The following is a 19,776-nucleotide window of genomic DNA, read 5'->3' on the forward strand; positions in this document are numbered from 1 at the left end:
ATATGCAGAGATGATACAATGTTAATTTTCTGTTAATTTTTATGTCCTTGTTTAAAGCTTATTATGCAAAAAAAATTTTTAATTATAAATAGGAGGTTTTATGCCTGGAAACAAAGGAAATAACAGACCAGATAACGATCCAAATCGTGCTGGATGACCATCAAAAACCGGAAACCCATCTGGTGGTCCCCGTGGAAACAACAACCCTAAAAAATAAATAATTTAATTTATATAAGCTTTATACATTTTAATATTTAAACATTTAACAAAGGAGATATTATGACAACAAAAGCAGAAAAATTATGAAGATTACAATTTGGTGATAGTAATACAGGAAAAGATTATGCAGGAACTATTGTTCATTTTGATGAATATGGTAAAAAATCAGTCTTTGGATGAAATATCGAACATATTACACCAGAATCATTAGGTGGAACCGATGCATATACAAATCTTACAGTTGCTAATGTGAATAACAACTCATTAAGAGCAGATCGTACTTCATGAAATTTAAACGGAACTAATTTTCAAGTTAAAAAGATTGATGGTTACAGCAGTAGTGGAATTTATGATATTTCAAATCCACATCAACCGAAACTTCTTACAAAAAGTCACAAATTTTAATAGAGGTTTATAATAACAAGAAGATTAAAATACGAAATCTTATTATTAACTATCATTTCTGCATTATTAATTTTTCTTTCTTTATATGATTTAGATTCACTAATTTGAATTTGAGAAAGGGATATTGATACTTGAAAAAAGGTAGTTAATATTTTTGTTGCTTTTTCTGGATTGTTAGGTGTTTTCTCTATTATTTTGTTTGCTAAAAGAAAGAAAATTGCTTATATTTTAGCTATTACTAATGCTATTTTATATCTTTTCTTTTCTTTTACAAACGGATTAGTTATAGATGGATTTATCCAAATTCTTTATATCTTTATTTTGTTTTATATCTATATAAAACAAATACTGATTCATAAGAACAATAAAAGGATTAGGGAACTAAGACTATCATCGTATGCAGCGATATTATTCTTTATAATCTTTGTAGTAATTTCAACATCATTTTACTTTTTAAACCCATACACCAATGATTTTATTAGTAAATTGCTTAGGATAAACTACATCGAATTTAGTTCTAATTTTAAGTATAAAACATCAGCATCTGCAATCCTTGCTATATTTAATGCAATATCTATTATCGCATTGATTATGATGGCGTTTGGATTTCGATCAAATTGAATAATTTGATGTTTTAAAAACATCTTCTGCTTTGTTTTCTTCTCTGGTATTGGTTTTTTAAGTTGAACCATGATATTTATTAACTTTATATATTTATCCATATCTATATATTTATACTTAATCACATCAAAAGAATCAAGATTATCAATTGCTTTTGTCGGTATGGGTGCAAGTGGAAAATCCAGTATTATCAATAATCTCAGAAAATTTTTAAATCAAAATAACATCCAAATTATTGATGAAAGACTAAAAGATGAAAAGATTTTCATAGATTATATGAATGATATGAAGAAAAATGGATATAGAACTCAAAAAATATTCTTTAAAGATCGATATATACAAATCAAACAGATGCAAAATTTCAATAAATTCTTAATAGATAGACATATGATAGATGATTTCTTGTTCCCGAAATGTTTAATTAAGATAAATTATTTTACTAAATGACAAAAATTTGCTTGAAACTACTTCTATCATCCTTGATATAAGTTTTTGCTTTCTTTGGAACCAAAAATTGATTTAGTCTTTGTAGTTTTAAAAGATATAGACTTTATATGAAAAAATCGCTTATATGCAAGCAAAAACCACCAATTACAAACAGAACGATATCGCAGAACGATTGAATTGAAGAACAAAGAGTTTTTTAAAGTTGTAAATATTGAGTATTTAAATAATAGGCAACTAGGTAAATTACTTTCAAAGAATTTAAAAATTTACTCTAAAGAACATCATACATTTATAAATATTGAAAAAGATATAGCTTCATTAAGAATCAAACAAATAATCGAAGCAAAATTAAAAGAAAATTTTAAATTATAATAAAATTTATTTCATAAGTAAAACCTTTGATTTTCAAAGGTTTGCTTTTCATATTTTATTCATAAATATTTTATATTTTCTTATGAATTTCTTTGTTTTTTTCGTAATATAGATTTGATTCTTTTGCAAAGAATTTGTTTATTATAAGGAAAGGAGGTATTATGAGAATTGCAGGATATTGAAGAAGATGAGAAAGTCGTTTTATAAACGGTTTACTAGTTACGGTAACCTTTGGAATTATGGGAATAGTTTTTCTAATTAATTTTATACAAGGTAAACAAAATTTAGTGATGAATTCTGTTAATATTACATATAGTCATGGAAGTGGAGAATGTTAAAATTATGACTTTTTAGAGCTATATGAAGAATGCTTATTTTTACATTTATCATAGACTTTTTTACTATTATAATGAAAAGAGGAACATTTCCTGAAAAGTGAGCAGATAACTATATAGTTATTAGAGATTAATTTTCCATATTTAATACCTTTGATTTATTCAACGGTATTTATTTTTATATTTTTCTTTCCTTTTCTCTGTATAAATTTCTTTTTAGTTTAAATATAGTAAAGTCTTTGAAATCATAGTAAAATATTTACATAATATATGTAAGGAGAATCATGACAAAAAACAAAACTAAGTTAACTGCTAAAGAAACTAAATCTTTAGAAATACTAAAAAATCAATATAAACAAATTATCGATGATCTTTCACCGACAGAATTTAATAAAGATCAAAAAGATCTTGCTAAAGAAATCATTGATAATTGCACAAATCCAAATAACATACAATATATTTTTCAATTTATTGCACAGAGGGTAAAAACAGGTTTTACCTTTGATGCAGCACCCGAAAGCAATAGCAAAACTATTGCTATCTTAAGAAAAGATGATAAATTATCTTTTAATTTTGATGATAAACTGCCAAAAGACCAAAACACATTAATCATAGGTGAAAACTATGATGCATTAAAGAATCTAATACTCATAGAGAGAGAGAGAGAGAGAGAGCGGGGCTAGATTATAAATATGATGTAATTTATATCGATCCTCCTTACAACACTGAAAGATCTGCATCGGATGGAAATAATGTTGCAGATGATACAGAAAATAAGAAAAACAAAACTTTAATTTACCGTGATAAATATACTAGAAACGGTTGATTAAATATGATGAATGAACGACTTCGTATGGCAAGAGAACTTCTCAAAGATGATGGAGTTATTTTTGTTTCAATCGATGATAACCAACAAGCATATTTGAAAATTTTAATGGATGAAATTTTTGGTGAAAATAATTTTGTAGCAAATTTTATCTGAAGAAACAAAAACACAGGGGGTGGAAGTGACAAGAACAAACTTGAAATTGAGAATGAATATGTTGTTTGTTATGCAAAAAATAATGATAAAGTTGTTTGAAATTTAAAAGAAATAGATACAAAAAAATATAAATTAAAAGATGAATTTTTTGATACAAGAGGAGGTTATTATTTAACCGATTTAGACCGCTCTTGCTCTGAAACATCATTTAAATATAGCGAATCATTGGATTATGAAATTATGGCTCCTGATCAGTCGTTATTTAAAAATCACCGCAATATCAAAGAACCAAGATCGTATGCATATACATGAGGATTGAATTTATTTAATTACGGAAAAGAAAACGGTTTTATTGTAATAAAACAAATTAAAGATAAAAGTGGACAAAATTATTGGAGAGCATACAGAAAATCATACGAAAAAGTACAAATTGACAGAGAAGGATTGAAAATAATCCCGAAAGAGGGAAGAAATTTTACCAATCTTATTATTGACGGTTCTATAACAACTTCTGCAGGAAAAAGATTATTAATTTCTATTTTAGAAAACAAATCATTTTCTTTTCCTAAACCTATACAACTTATCACATATTTAATAAATCAACATCCTAACAAAAACTCACGTGTTTTAGACTTCTACGCTGGTTCCGGAACAACTGGTCATGCTGTATTAGAACTAAATCGTAAAGATGGTGGAAACAGAACATTTACTCTTGTTACAAACAACGAAAACAATATTGGTATTAATATAAACTATCAAAGACTAAGAAGAATCAATACAGATGAAGGTTTAGATAATAATAAATATAATCTTGCTTGATACAAAAAGAACAATCCTTATAACTCTAATTTAAATGTATACTGACTTGATTCACAAGACTATATTAATATAGGTTTAGAATCTAATGAAACAATTGAAGAAATTGAAAATAAATGGGTTAATTTAATTAAAAATTTCGGTGTACAAGAAACTAATTTTGATAAAGATGATTTACTTACTGAACTTTTAACCTTAAAACCTTTAATTAAGGATGGTAAAAATTAGTATGAAACTCATAAAACCACAAGAAAAAGTAGTAAAACAACTTTGTAGAGAAGCGCAAGGTCATCTTAAATCCATAAATATAAATGATGAAAATCCTCAAGGTAAAACAGTATATTTTAAAGCACCTACTGGTTCTGGTAAAACCTTTATGATGTTAAATTTCATTCACCAAATGATTAAATGACATAACAAAACTCTTAAAAAAGACAAAATAATCTTCATTGTTACAACTTTATCAGTTGCCAAACTACCAGAACAACTAGAAAATAATTTTAATGAATATAAAAGGTATTTAAAAGGTTCGGATATTTTAGTCGAACGTATTGAATCTCCTTCAAATAAGAAAAATTATTCTAAAGAAACCAACTATCGGTTTTTTGCTGCTAATAATAAAGTTTTTATAATTGGTTCTTCTTCATATAGCAAAAATACTATTTTAAAAGAACAAAATGCTATCGAAAGTTTAATTAGTCAAATCAAAAAAGAAAAATATAAATTAATCTACATCCGCGATGAAGCACATATTGGTTCTGATGTTGATAAATCTAAAGGAAACGGAAAAACTGAACAAGCAAACTTAGATAAGTTTGAAAATTTAATGCAATCAAATGCTCATTTTACTGTTAAGATGACTGCTACTCCAAAAGATTATAAAAATCTGATTGAACTAACTGAAAAACAATTAATGGAAGCAGATATTAAGTTATTAAAAATACATAGGATTTTTAATAAAGGACTAAATGACATCAAAGATGATATCGATCTAGAAACAATTTTAGATATTGCATGTAAAGAATTTAAACAAATTAAAGCAAGATATAATGATGCAAAAAAAGAGCCAGATTTAGTTGGTATTAATGCTGCGATGCTTATACAGGTTGATAACAGCAGTAATACAGACCTAAATAAAAAAGAAGAATTTAGTAAAAATTTAAATAAAATTAAAGAAATTTTAAATAAATATAATTTAAAATATGTTCAATATTTTGATGATGATATTAATGAAAAACAACTTCGGACTAAAGATGGATATTCACTTAAAGATATTTCTAAAAATTCAGATAATACTGATGTAATTATCTTTAAAATCGGTGGTTCAACTGGTTGAAATATCCCAAGAGCTTGTATGTTGGTACAACTGCGTAATATTTCGTCTAGCACCTTACCAATTCAAACTATTGGAAGAATTAAACGAAATCCTGTACCTAAAAAGAAGCAAAATCTAGATTCGGAAGCACTTAAATACTATATTTATAGTAATGTTGACTATGAAAAAAGAGAAGCAATAAAGTTATATCTTAAAGATGAGTATAATAGCGAGAAATTTGTTATAGGTCAATTGAGAAACTTTGATATTGTTAAACAAAAAAATCAATCAGAATATGAAGCAAAAATCAAAGAAAAAATTGATGAATTTAATAATATTACTATAGATACATTTATAACTATAAAAGAAGAAATTATCAACGAATACAAAAACAAAGGATATATTGTTGCACAAACAGAAAAATATGGAAATAAAGTAATCAACAGTGAAATTATAGAAAATAAAATTGATATGGAACAATATAATCTATTGCAAATTGATAAAAATAGTAATTATTTAACAGATGCTATTATTAAGGAAATTGATGCTTTTTATCAAAAAGTAGATGATTTTTATAAAAACAGCAAAAATGAAAATCAAAACGAAACATCTAATAAATATAAAAAAGCAGTCCAATTTTTTGACAAAACTATATACTGATATATTTTTATCAAAAAGTATTTAAATATACTCATAGAAATTTATAAAGAACTAAATAAGAAAACTGTAGATGAAGGAAAAATTGAATTCTTTTTTCTTGAAGATAAAATACTACCTACGGAAATTGCTGTATTTGTTGATAAGCAAAAAAGCGAATGTACTAATTGTGTTAAAGTATCCGAAAATATGAAATATGCATACACAAATTATGATAAAGAAATAAATATATACCTTGATTCTTATCCGGAAACTGTTTTTGCAAATGAAATTAAAAATTTAATCAATTATAACAATGATATGGATGATAACTTAAAAATATGAACTAAAAACCCAGTATTCGAAGGGATTAACATCGAATACTATGATTCAGAACTTAAAAAAGGTTCAAGTTATCCAGATTTTATATTGAAGTATAAAAATCATTTTGTATATATAGAAGTTAAATCAGAAAATGATATCGATTCTCAAAAGACCGAAGATATTCTTAAATCATATAAAAAATATATAGAAAACTATAAAACAAGCACAAATATAAACTTAACTCTTTTAATAGCAAAAATTGGTAAAGATAAAAATATTTCATTCTCTGGGGATTCAACATTAGAAAGTGTAAGAATAATTCTTCAAAATCAAAGTGTTAAACTCAAACAGATAATTAAATCAATATCAGAAAATAATCTTGTTTCACAGGAGAATAATGAACAAAACTAGTGTAAAGAAATCTAAATTACAAAAGAATTTAGATGAACTAAAGAAACAAGAAAAAAGCAGAATTGATGAGCTTTCTTCAACTGAATTTAACCAAGACCAAAAAGAAATTGCTAAAGAAATTATTGATAATATTACTAATCCAAATAGAGTGCAATATATCTCACAATTTATTATTCAAAGAGTAAAAATGGGTTTTACCTTCGATGCAGCACCTGAGTCAGATAGTAAAACTATTGCTATTTTAAGAAAAGATGATCAATTATCATTTAATTTTGATAATAAACAACCAAAAGATCAAAATACCTTAATCATAGGTGAAAACTATGATGCATTAAAGAATCTCATATTAATTGAAAGACATAGACAAAGAAACGGATTAGATTTTAATTACGATGTTATTTATATCGATCCCCCTTATAATACCGAAAGTTCCTTAAAAGATGGAAATAAATTAGCAAATGATAAAGAAAACATTGCAGCAAAATCATTTAGTTACCGTGATAAATTCACACAAAATGGTTGACTAAATATGATGAATGAAAGGTTACAACTAGCAAGAGCGCTGTTAAAGGATAATGGGGTTATTTTTGTTTCAATTGATGATAAACAAGAAGCATACTTAAAAGTTTTAATGGATGAAATTTTTGGTAGAGAAAACTTTGTCACCTCTTTTTCTTGAGTGTCTAATAAAAAAGGTAGACAAATATCTGGTTCGCTAGTATCAAAAACTAATGAATTTATCTTAGTATATACAAAAGATAACGAAGCGATTGATTATGAATTTAAAGAAGATTGATATTATCTTACTTCGTTAATGCCATATATCTATGAAGAGAAAGACACAGAAATACTAAATGACACAAAAGGTCCTTTTATAATTCAAAACGAATTACACAATACTAATATCAATGCATTTAATTATAAAACAAGACCTAAGTTATATTTTCCTATATACACAAATGGTAAAGATATATCGATACAAAAGAAAGATAACTACCAAGAAATATTTCCACCAAAAAATAAATCAGGTGTTCAAGGCGTATGAAGGTGATCAAAGCAAAAAATAGAAAATGAAAAAGATGATCTTTTTGTTATAAACAAAAATGGGACATTTAAGGTCTACACAAAAGTCAGGGAATTTAAGTATAAAGTTAAGAACTTAATATTTTCTTCAAAAATAACAAATAAATCAGCATCAAATGAATTAGAAAATATACTTAACAAAAATACCTTTGAAACTCCAAAGCCATCTGAACTAATTAAATTTCTTATTAAAATAACCCGTAACAAAAACTCCCGTGTTTTAGACTTCTATGCCGGTTCTGGAACAACCGGTCATGCTGTTTTAGAACTAAATCGTGAAGATGGTGGAAAGAGAACATTTACTCTTGTTACAAATAATGAAAATAATATAGGTATAGATGTAAATTATAAAAGATTAAGAAGAATTAATACAAATACAGATCTAAATGGTAATGAAATTAATTGTAAGTGATATCAAAAAAATAAACCTTATAATTCTAATTTAAATGTCTACTGACTTAACGAAAAAGAAGATTATATCAATATAGGATTAGAATCATCAAACAATGTTAAAGATTTAAAAGAAAAATGACTAAGTCTTATTAGGAACTTTGGTATAGATAATTCTAAATTTGATTATGATGAACTACTAACTGAATTATTAACCTTAAAACCTTATAAAAAGAATGACTAGAATCGGTGTACTAATAATTAAAATACAAGAAAATTTCTTGTATTTTATTTGCTTTTGTTAAACTATATATATAATTATTAAAATAATTATATATTAAGGAGGTGACATGCAAGTTAAATCAAAAAAAATTAATATTAAAATTAAAGATATTCAAAACCTTGAATTCTTCATCGATGATATTAATGTTTCAGATGGAGATTATTTTAATTTAAATGATATTCTCAATCAAGATCTAAAAAAAATTACAGATGAAACTGGGAAAATAAGAGAACAAATCATACAAAATGAAAAAAATCGACTTACTAAGGAAATACAAGAAAATTTAGAAAAAACTTTCACAAGAGAAATAAAAAATTCAAAAGAATACAATGAACTAAAAAGTGAAAAAGATTATGAAATTAATAAACTCATAATAGAAAATGTTGAAAAAACACAAAAACTTGAAAACGAGCTTAAGGATAATTATTATAAGCAACTTGAGCATGAGAGAAATAAGTTAAAAGATAAATTTGAAGCAGAAAAAAAAGATTATGAAAATTCTATTTTAAATAAAGAAATTGAAAACATAAAACTTAAATTTCAACAAGAACACCAAAAACAATTGATGGAATTAGAAAATGAACTTAAAATTTTAAATATAGAAAAACAATCTCTTCTAGAAAAAAACGAAAAACTACTTGCTGAATTTGAAGAAAAAAAACAGTTATCAACTAAACTTCAAACCGAGTTAGAAACCTTACAAAAATATAGATATAATAAATCAACTAAGGAATATGGCGAGGAATTTGAGAATCATATTTTTAATAAACTTGCAGAAGGTTTTGCATTCTCAGAAGATGTTAGTTTTGAAAAAACTACCAAACATATAAACAATAGAAAGCCCGATTTTAAAATAGATTTTAAAGATTTAAATATCTTAGATGATGATAAAAATTCATATGGGACTATTATAATTGAAGCAAAAAACAGAATCACTGAACAAGGATCAAAAAGAAACAAAGACTTTATTGAAAAACTCGAACAAGACCGAAAGAATTTTAAGGCTGATTTTGCAATTTTGGTAACTGAATTAGAACCTAATAGTGTTATTTATATTGAAAAAATTTCAGGTTATAATGAGATATTTATTGTTCGAGATGTTGCTTTAATAAATCTTGTTTTATTATTAAAAAACATCTTGCAAATAAAATATTCACTAAATGCAGACAAAATAGAGTTTAATAGTAAAAAAATAATTCTTGAGAAATTCAATGACTTTGTAGAAAAAAACATATTAAATCATATAGAAAAATCAAACAAAGAAATTGAAGGTATTATTGAAAATGCAGATAAGATGCGAAAACTTTTATCTAGTATAGAAGATAGTGCAAATAATATAGCGCATAAACATTTTTCAAAAATGCAGCGTAAGATAAGTGATTTTGGAAAATCAGAATTTATTAAGGAAATTTCTAAACTTGAAAAAGTGGAGCAAAAACTAATCGAGAAAAAGGATTCTGAATAAAATGCAAAAACAACAAAATAAAGTTACATGAAATATTTTTAAACGCGTTTTCGGTAATAATCCAGCATTAATTTGAAATAACGATTCCATTATCAATGATATAAAACAAGAATATCAAAAGAGATGAAACAGAACTTGAGATAACATCGAAATAACTAACGAAGAAGATGATGAGCAATTTGTTAATTTTGATTATGAATTTTTCGAAAATCACGATATTGATGCATTTCATGAATTAAATTTAGATTCTGTTAGTGATACAGAAACATATATAAAAGTAAATAAAGATAGTTATGATAATTATTTAAAAGATGCATTAAATTGATATTTAAATAAATATAATATTCAAAATTCACAAGTTAAATTTATTTCTTCGAAAAATGACTATCAAGCCAAGCATATCGATACATTAAATGCTATCAAGGATAATGAAATAGATTTAATCTTTAACGGAACTTTATATGATGTATCAGGTGATTTTGATTATATTGCACCTTTCTTTATTTATCATAAATCCTTGAACAAATTAGTTTTATTAAGTTATACAGCAAGATGTAAATATGAAATGTATTACAAACATTTCTATATTTATCAAATTTTTAAGACAAACAACATTAATATTAACGATATGTCAGTTTTAATAATAAATCCATGAGATAGGATACATCGTAAGGTACAAAAAGGTAAAATAAACTTTTATGAATCTTTTGCTGCTGATGTTGCAAAATCTATCCGTAAAATTTCTAAGGATAATCCGACCACATATCAAAAACATATGTTTGAAGCATTAGTAAGAACAGGGGATATTAATTTGAAATTAGGTTTTGACCATAATGAAAACAGCCATTTAGAATTTATTAATGTTATCAAAAGAAATGGTATTTCATTTTCTCAAAAAACTGCTGATATACTTCATTCAAATGATGAAAAACTTTTTATTATTGACAATCTTTCAAAAGAAATTACCATTGAATTTCGGTCTTTTAAGATATATAAAAAAATTATTGAAAAAGCTTTTAATGAATTTAACAACAAAAGCAACTTTGATGCAATATATAAGTTCTTATCGACTGAAAAGGATAAAAAAATCGAATCCGTAAAAAGTTGATTGAATGACACTTTAAACTATCAAACAAATTCACAAAAAATATGAATTGATGAATGAAACTTTATTAATAAAGAACAAAAAATTGCTTTATATAAACTGTTTATAGGTCCAAATTTTGATGAAATTTCTTTTTCTTTCTTTAGCAAAAAAGAAAAAGAAAATTTAGTTGAATTTACAAGAAAAATAGAACTATATAATAAAAACATTAATTTTTTTAACTTAGATGCTTTGACAAAAATTCTCCCCTTACATCAAAAAGATGCTCGGATCTGTTGATATGATTATGAGGGTTTTTCTGACTTATATCCTCCTTTAAATAATATTGCTCCATATAATCAATTAGTAAATCAAGTTTCTGTTATTATAACTAAAAACGGCATCGAAGAAAAAGTTGAAAATATTGTAATAGATACAAAAGATTTAACTATATATAATTTAGTTGATTTAATCGATGTCATTTATTCAAATAAAGCAGATTGATTTGTTGTATATAATAAAAATTATGAAAATGCACGTAATAAAGAGATTAAGGATTTAGTTACTGAAAATTATCTAAACAACAAAGAATTTGAACAATATATTGATCAAAAATATAAAAGCATTCATTATTTTGCTGGTATGGTGGATTGAATTAATAATCACACAATTGATTTAGCTGATTGTTTTAAAAATTCAAAGCAAGAGAAAAACAATTATGAAAAAATTACTGCTTTTTACGAAGATGGTAATAACATAAAAACAACAAAAGTTGATAAAGATTTTATTAAAGAAAACATAATAACTACTAAAAAACTAATTCATATCAACTTCCTAAAATACTATTTTTCTATTAAGAAAATAGAAAAATACATCACTCATATGAATTTTGATCTGAAAAACAAAATCACACCTTATTCAGAACTTGTAATTCAAAAAGGAACAATGGCAATGGAAGCTGCTATATTAAGATATTTAGGTGCAACCAATGATGCTGTATGACAAAACAATATCGTTCCTAACTTAAAAAAATATTGTGAAAATGATGTTCGTGCAATGATGATGGTGTATGATTTTATAATGTTTTTATTTTCTAAAGCATACGATAATTTATCCGAATTTGAATATCAACTTAAAATGGTTGAAAATATGGAATATACAGTTATAGATGGAAAATTATCTGTTGCAACAAAAAGATAATTTGTGGTACAATATCTATTAAATATATCGAGGTTTAATATGAAAAAAGTTATTTTAATAGTTATAGATGGATTAGGATTACGTAGGGAAATCCAAGGAAACGGTTTTGCTTTAGCAAATACACCAACCTTTGATAAATTATTTGCTGAATACCCTAATTCATTAATTCAGGCTTCTGGTGAGTTTGTAGGATTACCAAAAGGACAAATGGGTAATTCAGAAGTGGGACATCTAAATATTGGTGCAGGAACAATTGTGTATACAGGATTATCATTAATTAACAAAGCTTTAAAAGATGGAACTTTTAAATCTGCTCCAGCATTTGTAAAAGCATTCGAGGATGTTAAAAAGAATAATTCAACACTTCATCTAATGGGACTTTTATCTCCAGGTGGTGTTCACTCATTAGAAACACATTTATTTGAACTTCTAGATGCAGCATACGAATATGGACTTAAAAAAGTTTCTGTACATGCTTTTGGTGATGGTCGTGATGTTGCCCCTCGTTCAATCAAAGCATCAATGCAAAAACTACAAGATATCTGTGATAAATATAATTACAACATCGCAACCGTTTCTGGTCGCTTTTATGCAATGGACCGCGATAAAATGTTTGATCGTGTTGAAAAAGCATACGCAACTTTATTAGGTAATTCGCAAAATAAATATCAAAATGCTCTTGATTATGTTGATTCGCAATATGCTAATGATATTTCAGATGAGTTTTTTATACCTGCACAAAAAGCAAACTTGTCAGCAGATTCATTTATAAAAGATGGTGATTCAATTATTTTCTTTAACTTCCGCCCTGACCGAGCTAGACAACTGACTCATTTATTAATTGGTTCACCTTTATACGAAAATAAACCGTCACAACCTGTTAAAATTAACCAATTTGTTTCAATGATGAAATATGAAGGAATTCAAACAAATATTGCATTTGATGAAATGGAAATTAATATGCCTATTGGTAGGGTTTTGGAAGAAGCAGATGTAAGTCAATTACGTGTTGCCGAAACACAAAAATATGCACATGTGACTTACTTTATGGATGGCGGAAAAGACATTGTGTTTAAAAACTCAAAAAGAATTATGGTTGATTCATTAAAAGTAGAATCATATGCTGATGCACCACATATGTCTGCTGAAGGTATTACCGATGAGTTATTAAAAAATGCTTTAGATTTTGATGTTACTATTATGAACTTTGCTAACCCTGATATGGTAGGACATACCGGAAATCTTAAATCTACTATTGAAGCAGTAAGTTTTTTAGATACACAAATTAAAAGAATTATTGATTGAGCACAAAGCAACAATATCACTGTATTTATAACAGCTGATCACGGAAATGCAGAAATAACTGAAGATGAAAGCGGAAAACCAGCAACCAAACATACAAGTAGTCCTGTTATGCTTATTTGCACCGATAAATCAGTAAAATTAAAAGATGGATGTCTAGCTAATATTTCACCAACTTTATTAGATTATCTAAATATCCCAAAACCAAAACAAATGGATGAAGAATCGTTATTGATTAAATAACCATATGCTAATGTAATTTATAAAAGTACCTAATTAATAGGTACTTTTATAAATCAATATTTTTAACATATTTTGCATTATTTTCTATAAATTGTTTACGTGGTAAAACATTTTCACCCATAAGAATTTCAAAAATACGGTCTGCTCTTACTGCATCTTCGATTTGAACTTGTAACATTTTGCGGTTTTTCGGGTTCATTGTTGTGTCTCAAAGTTGAATAGGGTCCATTTCCCCAAGTCCTTTGTAGCGTTGAATTGTTATTTTTTGACTCTGATTAAATTTAGCAATAATTTCTTCTTTTTGTTGGTCATTAAAAGCATATTCTACCGTTCTTCCTTGTGAAATCTTATATAAAGGAGGTTGCGCGATGTAGATAAATCCATATTCTATTAAAGGTTTAAAATAACGATAGAAGAATGTTAATAATAAAGTTCTAATGTGTGCACCATCGACATCGGCATCTGTCATTATAACTATTTTATGGTATCTTAATTTATTAATGTTAAAGGTTTCACCCAATCCTGTTCCTAATGCTGTAATAAGCGACATTATTTCTTCATTTCCAAACACTCTTTCTTGTCTGGTTTTTTCTACATTCAGGATTTTTCCGCGAAGTGGTAATATAGCTTGGATATGACGATCACGACCCATCTTAGCTGACCCACCAGCTGAATTTCCTTCGACTATAAATAACTCTGAAATTTCTGCATTTTTTGATGAACAATCTGATAACTTACCTGGTAAACCTCCGCTTTCAAAAACATTCTTTCTACGAGCATTATCTCTTGCTGCATTCGATGCAAGACGTCCTCTACGTGCAGCTATAGCAATTTCTACTATCTTTTTAGCTAAATCGGGATGTTCATTTAAAAAGCGTTCAAAAGCTTCTGAATAAATCTCATTTACTGCTCTACGAGCATCTTTAGAACCTAATTTCGCCTTTGTTTGTCCTTCGAACTGTGGATCAGGGTGTTTTATTGAAATAATCGCTGTCATTCCTTCAATTAAGTCATCACGGGTAAAACGCTCTGATTCATTTTTAAAAATACCTTTTTCTTGAGCATATGAATTGACTAAACGCATTATTGAATCATAAAAACCAGATATATGTGTCCCACCTTCAATTGTTAGAATATTATTTGTATATGAAATTATATTAGAACGATATAAGTCAAAAAGGTATTGCACAGCTACTTCTACGCCTATAATAACTTCGTTTTGAGTATGTTCATCAATATATTTATATTCTCCTGAAGCATAAATAACATCATTATTCACAGGTTTATAACCTTCATCTACTTCTTTAACATAATCAATTATCCCATTTTCATATCGAAATTCTTGACAAGAATCGTCTCTTTCATCTTTAACTGTAACAAGTAAACCCTTATTAAGGTGAGCTATTTGTTTAGTATGATCTATTATTATATCTTTATCAAAACTCAACTTCTCCATTATTCTAAAATCAGGATGAAATTGAATTTTGGTCCCTGTCTCGTTTGGATCGCAATCAGCAATTACACTTGTGGGTGTTAAAGTTTTCCCACCATTATGAAATTCAGCAAAATAAACTTTCCCATTACGTTTAACTCATGCTTTCATCGAATCACTTAAAGCATTAACAACTGAAGCCCCAACACCATGTAAACCCCCACTAACTTTATATGCATTTGATTCAAATTTACCACCAGCATTAAGTTTGGTTAAAACTACTTCTAATGCACTTATACCAAATTTTGGATGAGTATCAGTAGGAATCCCACGACCATCATCTTCTACTATTATATTTTCTTCTTTTGTTATTGTTATATGAATATTTTTTGCATATCCTGCCATTGCTTCATCAACAGAGTTATCTACAATTTCTCAAACCATATGATGGAGTCCTGATTTCGATGTACTTCCAATATACATCCCTGGCCGCTTACGAACATGTTCTAAACCTTCTAAGTGTTTAATATTTGCTGCACTATAATCTTGTGTATTCTTTGCTGACATATCTTTACTCCTAAAGCATAAATATTTTTTAAATTATACCATTTTTGTTATAAATCCCTTGTTTTTGTATAGAAAAACCTATGGTTTCGAGAAAATAGTATATAAATTTTCTTTTCAAAAGCCTTTTAAATTACTTTTTGATATCTCTTGTTTTTTAAGTAATTTTACATACATTTGCTTCATTTCTTCATTATATGTATAGTAAGGTGCTTTAGGATTTTTATCTTGAATATAATGAACTCTAGCAAGTCCTTTTTCTACTAATTTAGCATTAATCGAATTATAAAAATCATCTTTTGTTGATAAATATAAAACAGCAACTACCCTTTTATATTTATCAACTTGAATTTGCTGCATATATATTCTTTTATTTTCAATTAATTCTGATGTATATTGCTTTGCTTTCTGTGCATAATCATTTTCATATTTTTGTAGCTTTTCTTTTTTAAAATCTTTTTGAGTCTCAGGTGTATCAATTCCATAGAGCCGTATATGATATTGTTTATTAGATAAATCAGTTGCTATGATTGTATCACCATCAATAACCTTTTGAACCTTTATAGTAATATATTTATGGTTATTTTGTTTATTATGTTGATATAAAAATAAACCACTTGCAGATGCAGGAACAACCAACACACTTAAAAGAATTCATATTCATTTTTTAATTTTTTTCATATTCGCTCCATTTAAATTATTAATGATTTTTAAACACGAACTAAAAAAAGAACAAAAAGCGAACTTATAATCTTTTGTTGTTACCAGAAAGTAAAAAAAATGCAGTTTACACTGCAAATCTCTTTATTTACTTAATAATAATGCTATTTCATCTTTGTAAATTGGTCCATCATCTGCTCATGGAGTTTCTAGTATAATAGGAATATTATCAAAATCAGGATCATGAACAAATTTTTTGAGTGTCTCGGTTCCTATTGTTCCTTTTCCGATGTTTGCGTGGCGGTCTTTACGAGAGAAAATTTCGTGCTTTGAATCATTTAAATGTATTACTTTGGTTCTTTCAAGCAGATTTCATCTTTTTAGCTCATTTTTAAAATTTTCATAATCTTGCAAATCATATCCAGAATCCCACATATGACACGTATCTAAACAAACTTGTACTCGTTCTGAATCAACTCAATCTAAAATAAAACGAATTTGCTCAAAATTTGTACCAATTTCTGTTCCTTTTCCTGCCATTGTTTCAATGCAAATTACTACATCTTTTGTATTTTCAAGTATATATTTAAGTGAATCAACAAGTTGATCAAGTGCTTCTTGTGGTTCAAATTCTGTATATGATCCTGGGTGCAAGACTAATCATTTTAATCCTAAATAATTCATTCTTTTAATTTCTGCTATTAAAAAATCATTTGAAAAAGCATGTTTTGATGGACTTGCTGGATTAATAACATATGGTGCATGAACTATAATATCTTCTTTTGGAATCACATTAGCTCAATTTTCTTCATATTCTTGTAATTTATATTTTTCTACATCTACTCTCTTGGTAGTTTGTGGTGCTCCGAGATAAACCATCATTGTATTCGCACCGTTTTCTTGTGATTCTTTTACTGCCCCAGGTAAATAATGTGGAGCTTTAAAAGAAATGTGAGATCCTAATTTAATCATTGCTTACCTCGTTTTCCGAAGCATTTTGATTTGTTTCATCAATCACTTCAGAATCCTTCATTTTGTTCTTTTTCTGTATATGTACTTGCATTTCTGTTAAAAATGCTCCTGCTATAACCCCAGATGGAATAGCTATAATTGCTAAAGCAATCAATGCATTAACTGAAACTATAATTTTTGTAATTGGTGCATGTGGTAGTAAGTCACCATAACCTATTGTAGTTAATGTGATAGTTGAAAAATACAAAGCATCCACAAAATTCTTTACATAACCACTAGATAAATCTTGATAACTTTGATAATTATTTTCAAAATTTGCTAGGTTTGTCTGTAAATTAGGATGTTGTTGTAAGAATTTTTTTGTCTCTATTTCATTTAAATTTTTATAATTTAAAAATTCTTGTCACTGCTTAAAATCAATTTTTTGACTTTCTAATCAGTTTTTTTGCTCATTTTCTAAATATACTGTTTCATTATTTCATATCAATATCGCAAAAACAATTATCACTAAAATTACTAATAACAAAACATATGAGAGCACCTTTTTTTGTTTAGCAAAAACATCGATGATAATCTTAAACGGTGCAAAAAATGCCAACACTATAAATAAACGAATAAATCTAAAAATATTTAAGATTCTAAAGAAATTTATTGCTTTAGATAAAGCAGGTGAAATATGATTACTAAAATCCTCAATCACATGTAAAGACGTTAAAATACACAATAAAATAACAATCCCTGTCCCAGAAAAAATAAATTTTACTGTACTTTTTCACAACTGAATATCTTTATTTAAATTATTATAAATCCGATATGTAACTAAGTGTGCAACAAAATCAAAGATAAAAAATGTAAAGGTAATAAGCTGTAATGTAGCAACAGCAGGTCCTCAATAAGGTTTAATCACTTCGGTTGGTGAAACCAAAGAAAAAACTGAAATTAGAGAAGCAAAAATTACTAAACCTACATAACCTAAGCGAACAAAACGAATGCGTTTAAGTTGATTACCTAAAACATCATCTAATTTTTTCGTTGACCAAACAATTGATGTGAAGATTGTTATAAAATTATCATAATGTTTTTTAAATTTTGACATTATCTTCTTGGTTCTAAAATTTCAATAGGAATTATTTTAGAAATAAATTCATGTGTTTCTTTATAAACTGTAATCATATCATCAATTTTAAAACCGATATTAGGATAATCAATGAATATTTTTGCTGAATAATTCTTCATATTATCATAAATTGATTGATAACCTATATCTGTAAATGTGTATTCACGCACCCCTAATGTAACAGTTAAAGTTACATAAACTTCGTGTGTTGAACATATAATATTTTTAATATTGTTCTTTTTAAGGTAATTATTCAAACGAATAATTTCATCAATTTCTTTTTTGGTACTTAGATGAAAATCATGAATTTCTCAACCATTTTCCGAACAAGCTCTTTCGTATCCTTGAATTCTTTCAGCAATTTGCGAATCACTAAGGCGATCATCTTTAACAAAAATTGCTTTTCGATCCTTAGGGTGTGTACTTAACATTACTTTGTTAGTTAAATCATAAAAGCCTTTGGTCACATCAGGTTTGATTCAATTTATCCCCCGAACTTGATGTCCGTAAACTATAAATGTTGTATCATCTGTTTTACGAATAAAGTCAAATAATTCTTTATCATATTGTGGAATAAATACAACAATTGATCCGGGTTTTCAAGATAATGCATATCTTATTGAATCAATATATTCAGATGTTGAACTGCCTGAATAAGTTGTATTTACTCTTCTTCCTGTTTTTGCACAAGAAATGGTAATTCCACTTACAATAGATGCATATAAATTTTGCGCTCAAATTGGCATAATAATAAATACCGAATTATCACGACCTCTGATTAAACGGGCTCCTTGATTGGGATAATACTCATTTGCTTTTACTACGGCTTGAATTCTTTCTTTTGTTTTTTTAGACACGTATCCGTTGTTATAAAACCTTGAAATAGTTGAAATAGAAACTTTAGATTGTGCTGCTATGTCTTTATATGATAATTGTTTTTTGATATTCATAATTTAGATTATACCATAAATGGTTAAATGTGGAAATTTTCCACAAGTTCTTTTTTGTAGATTACTAAGTAATTTTTTAAATACAAATTCATAAAATAAATTAAAATATTTTATAATTTATTATAAAACATAAACATAAAAATAATTC

The 19,776-nt window shown here is 26.8% G+C and carries 16 protein-coding genes and 1 pseudogene; 11 read left to right on the forward strand and 6 right to left on the reverse strand.

The features are described 5' to 3' along the window. Positions 1-279: 279 nt before the first annotated feature. Positions 280-624, forward strand: coding sequence for an HNH endonuclease domain-containing protein (locus ACXYRN_RS03250; RefSeq protein WP_458597749.1), 345 nt, complete (start codon positions 280-282; stop codon positions 622-624). Between the two features lie 195 nt (positions 625-819). After that, positions 820-1,179 (forward strand): annotated as a pseudogene (locus tag ACXYRN_RS03255) (nicotinamide mononucleotide transporter); the annotation flags it as partial. Here the strand turns inward: ACXYRN_RS03255 and ACXYRN_RS03260 are convergent. After that, positions 1,125-1,316 carry a hypothetical protein gene (locus ACXYRN_RS03260; RefSeq protein ID WP_458607671.1) on the reverse strand — a complete coding sequence of 64 codons (192 nt, stop codon included), beginning with the start codon at positions 1,314-1,316 and terminating at the stop codon, positions 1,125-1,127. The pseudogene ACXYRN_RS03255 and the gene ACXYRN_RS03260 sit on opposite strands and share 55 nt — an antisense overlap. On the opposite strand from ACXYRN_RS03260, the gene ACXYRN_RS03265 reads away from it, so the two are divergent. The 9 genes from ACXYRN_RS03265 to gpmI all read left to right on the forward strand — a co-directional run bounded on the left by ACXYRN_RS03265 (position 1,315) and on the right by gpmI (position 13,933). Further along, positions 1,315-2,064, forward strand: coding sequence for a hypothetical protein (locus tag ACXYRN_RS03265; RefSeq protein WP_458607672.1), 750 nt, complete (start codon positions 1,315-1,317; stop codon positions 2,062-2,064). The two genes, ACXYRN_RS03260 and ACXYRN_RS03265, sit on opposite strands and share 2 nt — an antisense overlap. Before the next feature lie 161 nt (positions 2,065-2,225). Further along, positions 2,226-2,402, forward strand: a complete 177-nt coding sequence (locus ACXYRN_RS03270; RefSeq protein WP_458607655.1) for a hypothetical protein — start codon at positions 2,226-2,228, stop codon at positions 2,400-2,402. A 281-nt stretch (positions 2,403-2,683) separates the two neighbouring features. Continuing rightward, positions 2,684-3,082: a hypothetical protein gene (locus ACXYRN_RS03275; RefSeq protein WP_458607656.1), complete on the forward strand. Its 399-nt coding sequence runs from the start codon at positions 2,684-2,686 to the stop codon at positions 3,080-3,082. Between the two features lie 23 nt (positions 3,083-3,105). Then, entirely contained in the window at positions 3,106-4,425 is a 1,320-nt protein-coding gene (locus ACXYRN_RS03280; RefSeq protein WP_458607670.1) for a site-specific DNA-methyltransferase, read from the forward strand. 1 nt (position 4,426) lies between these two features. Beyond that, positions 4,427-6,883: a DEAD/DEAH box helicase family protein gene (locus ACXYRN_RS03285; RefSeq protein ID WP_458607657.1), complete on the forward strand. Its 2,457-nt coding sequence runs from the start codon at positions 4,427-4,429 to the stop codon at positions 6,881-6,883. Further along, positions 6,870-8,600, forward strand: a complete 1,731-nt coding sequence (locus tag ACXYRN_RS03290; RefSeq protein WP_458607658.1) for a site-specific DNA-methyltransferase — start codon at positions 6,870-6,872, stop codon at positions 8,598-8,600. The genes ACXYRN_RS03285 and ACXYRN_RS03290 overlap by 14 nt, the downstream gene beginning before the upstream one ends. Before the next feature lie 106 nt (positions 8,601-8,706). Further along, positions 8,707-10,104: a DUF2130 domain-containing protein gene (locus ACXYRN_RS03295; RefSeq protein WP_458607659.1), complete on the forward strand. Its 1,398-nt coding sequence runs from the start codon at positions 8,707-8,709 to the stop codon at positions 10,102-10,104. 1 nt (position 10,105) lies between these two features. Then, complete coding sequence (locus tag ACXYRN_RS03300; protein WP_458607660.1) at positions 10,106-12,388, forward strand: UU173 family protein; 2,283 nt, start codon at positions 10,106-10,108, stop codon at positions 12,386-12,388. A 39-nt stretch (positions 12,389-12,427) separates the two neighbouring features. Beyond that, a complete protein-coding gene (gpmI, locus tag ACXYRN_RS03305; RefSeq protein ID WP_458607661.1) occupies positions 12,428-13,933 on the forward strand; it encodes a 2,3-bisphosphoglycerate-independent phosphoglycerate mutase in 1,506 nt (501 codons plus the stop codon). 46 nt (positions 13,934-13,979) lie between these two features. On the opposite strand, the gene gyrB is transcribed toward gpmI, so the two are convergent. The 5 genes from gyrB to ACXYRN_RS03330 form a co-directional block, all read right to left on the reverse strand. Next, positions 13,980-15,932, reverse strand: a complete 1,953-nt coding sequence (gene gyrB / locus ACXYRN_RS03310) for a DNA topoisomerase (ATP-hydrolyzing) subunit B (RefSeq protein ID WP_458607662.1) — start codon at positions 15,930-15,932, stop codon at positions 13,980-13,982. Positions 15,933-16,010: 78 nt separating this feature from the next. After that, positions 16,011-16,610: a thermonuclease family protein gene (locus ACXYRN_RS03315; RefSeq protein WP_458607663.1), complete on the reverse strand. Its 600-nt coding sequence runs from the start codon at positions 16,608-16,610 to the stop codon at positions 16,011-16,013. Between the two features lie 123 nt (positions 16,611-16,733). Further along, positions 16,734-17,561, reverse strand: coding sequence for a deoxyribonuclease IV (locus ACXYRN_RS03320; RefSeq protein WP_458598005.1), 828 nt, complete (start codon positions 17,559-17,561; stop codon positions 16,734-16,736). Then, the gene (locus ACXYRN_RS03325; protein WP_458607664.1) at positions 17,554-18,657 is read right to left on the reverse strand and encodes a potassium channel family protein; all 1,104 of its coding nucleotides are present in this window, start codon (positions 18,655-18,657) and stop codon (positions 17,554-17,556) included. The genes ACXYRN_RS03320 and ACXYRN_RS03325 overlap by 8 nt, the downstream gene beginning before the upstream one ends. Then, on the reverse strand, positions 18,657-19,628 hold the full coding sequence (locus ACXYRN_RS03330) for a LacI family DNA-binding transcriptional regulator (protein WP_458598008.1): 972 nt from the start codon (positions 19,626-19,628) through the stop codon (positions 18,657-18,659). Before ACXYRN_RS03330 ends, ACXYRN_RS03325 begins: the two co-directional genes overlap by 1 nt. Positions 19,629-19,776: the final 148 nt, after the last annotated feature.

The sequence above is a fragment of the Mycoplasma sp. 4423 genome (assembly GCF_054353855.1).